Annotated in this window: 6 protein-coding genes and 1 pseudogene; 3 read left to right on the top strand and 4 right to left on the bottom strand. The window is 61.5% G+C overall.

Translation table 11 applies throughout. From position 1 onward, the window contains the following. Both DBR24_RS32575 and dadA read right to left on the bottom strand, forming a co-directional pair. A pseudogene (locus DBR24_RS32575) lies at positions 1-103 on the bottom strand (RidA family protein); the annotation flags it as partial. Further along, a complete protein-coding gene (gene dadA, locus DBR24_RS17285; RefSeq protein WP_123469830.1) occupies positions 75-1,379 on the bottom strand; it encodes a D-amino acid dehydrogenase in 1,305 nt (434 codons plus the stop codon). The gene dadA and the pseudogene DBR24_RS32575, both read right to left, overlap by 29 nt. A 156-nt stretch (positions 1,380-1,535) precedes the next feature. Here dadA and DBR24_RS17280 point away from each other — a divergent pair, with 156 nt between their 5' ends. Next, positions 1,536-2,024, top strand: coding sequence for an Lrp/AsnC ligand binding domain-containing protein (locus DBR24_RS17280; protein ID WP_003177284.1), 489 nt, complete (start codon positions 1,536-1,538; stop codon positions 2,022-2,024). Positions 2,025-2,170: 146 nt separating this feature from the next. On the opposite strand, the gene DBR24_RS17275 is transcribed toward DBR24_RS17280, so the two are convergent. Beyond that, positions 2,171-2,524 carry a YkgJ family cysteine cluster protein gene (locus DBR24_RS17275; protein WP_123470310.1) on the bottom strand — a complete coding sequence of 118 codons (354 nt, stop codon included), beginning with the start codon at positions 2,522-2,524 and terminating at the stop codon, positions 2,171-2,173. A 147-nt stretch (positions 2,525-2,671) separates the two neighbouring features. Between DBR24_RS17275 and DBR24_RS17270 the strand changes: the two genes are divergently transcribed. Further along, positions 2,672-3,982: an FAD-binding oxidoreductase gene (locus DBR24_RS17270; RefSeq protein ID WP_128615343.1), complete on the top strand. Its 1,311-nt coding sequence runs from the start codon at positions 2,672-2,674 to the stop codon at positions 3,980-3,982. A 142-nt stretch (positions 3,983-4,124) separates the two neighbouring features. On the opposite strand, the gene DBR24_RS17265 is transcribed toward DBR24_RS17270, so the two are convergent. Then, complete coding sequence (locus tag DBR24_RS17265) at positions 4,125-4,370, bottom strand: DUF1127 domain-containing protein (protein ID WP_123469834.1); 246 nt, start codon at positions 4,368-4,370, stop codon at positions 4,125-4,127. A 180-nt stretch (positions 4,371-4,550) separates the two neighbouring features. Between DBR24_RS17265 and DBR24_RS17260 the strand changes: the two genes are divergently transcribed. Continuing rightward, a complete protein-coding gene (locus tag DBR24_RS17260) occupies positions 4,551-5,972 on the top strand; it encodes a PLP-dependent aminotransferase family protein (RefSeq protein ID WP_128615342.1) in 1,422 nt (473 codons plus the stop codon). Positions 5,973-6,000: the final 28 nt, after the last annotated feature.

Below are 6,000 nucleotides of genomic sequence, written 5' to 3'. Positions count from 1 at the left end.
CGGCGTTGAAGTCATCGCCGACCTGTCCGGCCAGATACACGATGCCGTTGTGGGTGACGATCTGACTCATGCGCTCATTGGTGAGCTGGCGCTGGATTGCCATGTTTTGCGGACTCCTGAGGCTTGTTGCCGTAACGGGAAATATCGAGGCCTTCGGCGCTGATCTGCGGCTTTTTCTTCGCCATCAGATCGGCGAGCAAACGACCGGAGCCGCACGCCATGGTCCAACCCAGGGTGCCGTGACCGGTGTTGAGGAACAGGTTCTTGAACGGCGTGGCGCCAACGATCGGCGTGCCGTCCGGGGTGGTCGGACGCAGGCCGGTCCAGAAGCTCGCCTCGGCCAGATTGCCGCCCTGAGGATAAAGGTCGTTGACGATCATCTCCAGAGTTTCGCGCCGACGCGGGTTCAGCGACAGGTCAAAACCGGCGATCTCGGCCATGCCGCCCACGCGGATGCGGTTGTCGAAACGGGTGATCGCGACCTTGTAGGTCTCGTCGAGAATGGTCGAAGTCGGAGCCATGTCCGGGTTAGTGATCGGCACGGTCAGCGAGTAACCCTTGAGCGGATACACCGGGGCCTTGATGCCCAGCGGCTTGAGTAGTTGCGGCGAGTAGCTGCCGAGGGCCAGCACGTAGCGGTCGGCGGTTTCCAGCTTGCCGTCGATCCACACGCCGTTGATGCGGTCACCGGCGTAGTCGAGCTTCTGGATGTCCTGGCCAAAGCGGAATTCCACACCCAGTTTCACCGCCATTTCGGCGAGGCGGGTGGTGAACATCTGGCAGTCGCCGGTCTGGTCGTTCGGCAGACGCAGGGCGCCGGCGAGGATGTCGGTGACATTGGCCAGGGCCGGTTCGACGCGGGCAATGCCGGCGCGGTCGAGGACTTCAAACGGCACGCCGGACTCTTTCAGCACGGCGATGTCTTTGGCGGCGCCATCGAGCTGCGCCTGGGTGCGGAACAGTTGCGTAGTGCCGAGGCTGCGGCCTTCATAGGCGATGCCGGTTTCCGCACGCAGTTCGTCGAGGCAGTCGCGGCTGTACTCGGACAGACGCACCATGCGCTCCTTGTTCACCGCGTAACGGCTGGCGGTGCAGTTGCGCAGCATCTGCGCCATCCACAGGTACTGGTCAATGTCAGCGGTGGCCTTGATCGCGAGAGGGGCGTGGCGTTGCAGCAACCACTTGATCGCCTTGAGCGGCACGCCCGGTGCGGCCCACGGCGAGGCGTAACCCGGCGACACCTGGCCGGCGTTGGCGAAACTGGTCTCCATGGCGACGGCTGGCTGCCGGTCGACCACCACCACTTCAAACCCGGCACGGGCCAGATAGTAAGCACTGGCGGTACCGATGACGCCGCTACCCAAGACCATTACGCGCATTTTTGTATCCCTCATCGCGGCAGGGCCGCGTACGTCTGTTGTTAGAGCAATGATGCGCGCAGTGTAAAAAAGATTGGCCAGTGCTTTTCACTGTATAAGCGCCTATATTTGGCGACAATTCTCGGCAAAAACCCTTTTCACGGAGGCGCATCCCCTATGCGTACCAACACTCAGACCAAACGTGAGCTGGACAAGATCGACCGCAACATCTTGCGGATCCTGCAGGCGGACGGGCGGATATCGTTTACCGAACTCGGGGAGAAGGTCGGTCTGTCCACCACGCCGTGTACGGAGCGGGTGCGACGTCTGGAGCGCGAAGGGATCATCATGGGCTACAACGCCCGGCTGAATCCGCAACATTTGAAGGGTAGCCTGCTGGTGTTCGTCGAGATCAGCCTCGACTACAAATCCGGCGACACTTTCGAAGAGTTCCGACGCGCGGTGCTGAAATTGCCGCACGTGCTGGAGTGTCACCTGGTGTCAGGGGATTTCGACTATCTGGTAAAGGCGCGGATTTCCGAGATGGCGTCTTACCGCAAGTTGCTCGGCGACATTCTGTTGAAGCTGCCGCATGTGCGCGAATCGAAGAGCTACATCGTGATGGAAGAGGTGAAAGAGAGCCTGAGCCTGCCGATTCCGGATTGAGGTGTATTGGGCCTGACCCGGCCCTATCGCTGGCAAGCCAGCTGCCACAGGTTCGGCGGCGAGCGAGGGATTTTGTGAACGCCCGCACTCATTGTGGGAGCTGGCTTGCCAGCGATGGCGCCGACTCGGTTCAGAGTGCCACCCCGTTAGACCAGCACCTGCCGATTCGAAGCCATGTACTCGAAGATCTGCTTTTCAACCCGCGGATGAATCAGCTCCACCGGCCCTCGCCCGTTCGGGCACGGCAGCGTTTTGGTGGTGCCGAACAACCGGCAGATCAGTGGCCGCTCTTCATACACCGTGCAGCCATTCGGCCCCAGGTGTACGCAGTTCAGTGCTTCCAGCGCCGCATCCTGCTCGGCGCGGGTCTTGCGCGGCAGGCGGGCCATTTCTTCCGGCGAGGTGGTCACCGGCCCGCAACAGTCATGGCAGCCCGGCACACAGTCGAACGAGGGGATCTGCTGACGCAGGGTACGGATTTTCTGGCTGTTGCAGCTCATCGAAGCGGTGACCGACGGGAAATAGGCGACGATTGTGCCGCAAAAGCCCTGATCCAGACACCGCAGGCCGACCAATGTTGCCCAATTTCGGGCGTGCGGCTTATCCTCCGTCAAATTTTCTCGACACTCAGCCGTTGGATGACGCCCATGATCGCCCGCGCCCACATCACCGCGAGCCAACCACACGTTGCCTCTTATTACGCCGCCAGCAGCCTGCCACAGCCTGATCATCCGCAGTTGCAAGGTGAGGTGGTAGCGGACGTCTGCGTGGTCGGCGGCGGCTTCTCGGGACTGAACACCGCGCTGGAACTGGCCGAACGCGGCCTCAGCGTGGTGTTGCTGGAAGCGCACCGGATCGGCTGGGGTGCCAGCGGCCGTAACGGCGGGCAGCTGATTCGCGGGGTCGGCCACGGCCTCGATCAGTTCACCAACGTCATCGGTGCCGACGGCGTACGCCAGATGAAACTCATGGGCCTGGAAGCGGTGGAAATCGTTCGCCAGCGCGTCGAGCGTTTCCAGATCCAGTGCGACCTGACCTGGGGCTACTGCGACCTCGCCAACAAACCTGCCGACCTCGAAGGCTTTGCCGAAGATGCCGATGAACTGCGCGGCCTCGGTTATCGCTACGAAACCCGCTTGCTGCAAGCCGACCAGATGCACACCGTGGTCGGCTCCAAGCGTTATGTCGGCGGCTTGATCGACATGGGTTCGGGACATTTGCACCCGCTGAACCTGGCGCTGGGCGAAGCCGCTGCCGCGCAACAACTGGGCGTCAAACTGTTTGAACAGTCGGCCGTCACTCGCATCGACTACGGCCTCGAAGTGAAGGTGCACACGGCGCAAGGCTCGGTGCGCGCCAAGACACTGGTACTGGGCTGCAACGCTTATCTGAATGACCTCAATCCACAACTCAGTGGCAAAGTCCTGCCCGCCGGCAGCTACATCATCGCCACCGAACCGTTGAGCGAGGCACAGGCGCACGCCCTGCTGCCGCAAAACATGGCGGTCTGCGACCAGCGGGTGGCGCTGGATTACTACCGGCTCTCGGCGGATCGGCGCCTGCTGTTCGGCGGTGCCTGCCATTACTCGGGACGCGATCCAAAGGACATCGGCGCCTACATGCGGCCGAAGATGCTCGACGTGTTTCCGCAACTGGCCGGGGTGAAGATCGACTATCAGTGGGGCGGAATGATCGGCATCGGCGCCAACCGCTTGCCGCAGATTGGCCGGCTCAATGATCAGCCGAACGTGTATTACGCTCAGGCGTACTCCGGGCACGGGGTGAATGCCACGCACCTGGCCGGCAAGCTGCTGGCCGAGGCAATCAGCGGCCAGCACAGTGGCGGGTTCGATCTGTTTGCCAAGGTGCCGCACATCACCTTCCCGGGCGGCAAGCATTTGCGCTCGCCGTTGCTGGCGCTGGGGATGTTGTGGCATCGGCTCAAAGAGCTGGTCTGAGGTTTTTGCTGCGCCCTTGAAGCCGCCATCGCTGGCAAGCCAGCTCCCACAGGTTTTTGCGGCGAATACAAATATTGTGAACACCAAAAATACTGTGGGAGCTGGCTTGCCAGCGATGAGGCCCGAAAGAACAATACAGATCTCAGATCCGCCAGAACGGCTTCAACCCCTCCTCCTGCGCCTGCTCCCGGGTCAGCCCGACATCCTTGAGCTGCTCGGGTGTAAGCGCCAGCAACGCCTTGCGCGTGTGCAGACGATGCCAGAACAGGCCCCAGCGACTGAGGCCGGACGGCGCGTTGCGCAGGGCCGTATTCCATGCACCGTCCTCCTGCCCTGTCACCAGTTCCTGACTGTGTAACGTCAGCCGCACATCGCTCAAGCCGTTCATTTTTGTCGCTCCTGTTTACTTGGGTCGCCAGAGATTCCATGATGCGCGGGCCGGCAAAAGCATTACAGATTCAACCGATCTGTATTAACTCCATACAGATTTGCCGTTTCTGCCACTGAATTGTCGATTTTCGTCGCATCTGTACTGGTTTAACGAAACTCCTGCATCGAGGCACCTGCCATGACGCTTTATGTGAATCTCGCCGAGCTGCTCGGCACGCGCATCGAACAAGGTTTCTACCGTCCGGGTGACCGATTGCCGTCGGTGCGCGCCTTGAGCGTAGAACATGGCGTCAGTCTCAGCACGGTGCAGCAGGCTTATCGCATGCTCGAAGACAGTGGTCTGGCGTCGCCGAAGCCCAAGTCCGGCTACTTTGTACCGGTCGGACGCGAGCTGCCGGAGCTGCCGGCGGTCGGCCGTCCGGCGCAGCGGCCGGTGGAGATTTCGCAGTGGGATCAGGTGCTGGAGCTGATTCGTGCGGTGCCCCGCAAGGACGTCGTGCAACTGGGGCGCGGCATGCCCGATGTGACCACGCCCACCATGAAACCGCTGTTGCGCGGACTGGCGCGAATCAGTCGGCGCCAGGACATGCCCGGTCTGTATTACGACAACATCCACGGCACCCTCGAACTGCGCGAACAGATCGCCCGGCTGATGCTCGATTCCGGTTGCCAGTTAAGCGCCAGCGACCTGGTCATCACCACCGGTTGCCACGAAGCGCTGTCCACCAGCATCCACGCGATCTGCGAGCCCGGCGACATCGTCGCGGTGGATTCGCCGAGCTTTCACGGCGCCATGCAGACGCTCAAGGGCCTGGGCATGAAAGCCCTGGAAATCCCCACCGATCCGCTGACCGGCATCAGCCTCGAAGCACTGGAACTGGCGCTGGAACAATGGCCGATCAAGGTCATCCAGATCACGCCCAACTGCAATAACCCACTGGGCTACATCATGCCGGAGTCGCGCAAACGCGCGCTGCTCAACCTCGCGCAGCGCTTCGACGTGGCGATCATCGAGGACGATGTGTACGGCGAACTGGCCTATACCTACCCGCGTCCACGCACGATCAAGTCCTTCGACGAGGACGGCCGCGTGTTGCTGTGCAGTTCGTTTTCCAAGACCTTGGCGCCGGGATTGCGCATTGGCTGGGTCGCGCCGGGCCGCTATCTGGAACGGGTGCTGCACATGAAATACATCAGCACCGGCTCCACTGCGCCGCAGCCGCAGATCGCGATTGCCGAATTTCTCAAATCCGGGTACTTCGAACCGCATTTACGGCGGATGCGCTCACAATACCAGCGTAATCGCGACGTCATGATCGACTGGGTGACCCGCTACTTTCCTGTCGGCACCCGCGCCAGCCGTCCACAGGGCAGCTTCATGTTGTGGGTCGAACTGCCGGAAGGTTTCGATACGCTGAAACTGAATCGGGCGCTGCACGACCAGGGCGTACAGATTGCCGTCGGCAGCATCTTTTCCGCCTCGGGCAAATACCGCAATTGCCTGCGGATGAACTACGCTGCCAAACCGACACCGCAGATCGAAGAGGCGGTGCGCAAGGTCGGCGCCGCCGCCAGCAAATTACTGGCCGAAGCCGACTGACTTTTTTCGAGTGATCAGCGTCCATATG

Source organism: Pseudomonas sp. HMWF006, from assembly GCF_003061205.1.
Classification (GTDB): domain Bacteria; phylum Pseudomonadota; class Gammaproteobacteria; order Pseudomonadales; family Pseudomonadaceae; genus Aquipseudomonas; species Aquipseudomonas monsensis.
The sequence above is the reverse complement of the archived record's forward strand: the minus strand, read 5'-3'. Positions and strand labels throughout refer to the sequence as shown.

What these genes read in the sequence shown, in the direction of transcription:
- dadA (WP_123469830.1), bottom strand. Translation starts at nt 1,379, where the DNA reads ATGCGCGTAATGGTCTTGGGTAGCGGCGTCATCGGTACCGCCAGTGCT.
- DBR24_RS17280 (WP_003177284.1), top strand. Translation starts at nt 1,536, where the DNA reads ATGCGTACCAACACTCAGACCAAACGTGAGCTGGACAAGATCGACCGC.
- DBR24_RS17275 (WP_123470310.1), bottom strand. Translation starts at nt 2,524, where the DNA reads ATGAGCTGCAACAGCCAGAAAATCCGTACCCTGCGTCAGCAGATCCCC.
- DBR24_RS17270 (WP_128615343.1), top strand. Translation starts at nt 2,672, where the DNA reads ATGATCGCCCGCGCCCACATCACCGCGAGCCAACCACACGTTGCCTCT.
- DBR24_RS17265 (WP_123469834.1), bottom strand. Translation starts at nt 4,370, where the DNA reads ATGAACGGCTTGAGCGATGTGCGGCTGACGTTACACAGTCAGGAACTG.
- DBR24_RS17260 (WP_128615342.1), top strand. Translation starts at nt 4,551, where the DNA reads ATGACGCTTTATGTGAATCTCGCCGAGCTGCTCGGCACGCGCATCGAA.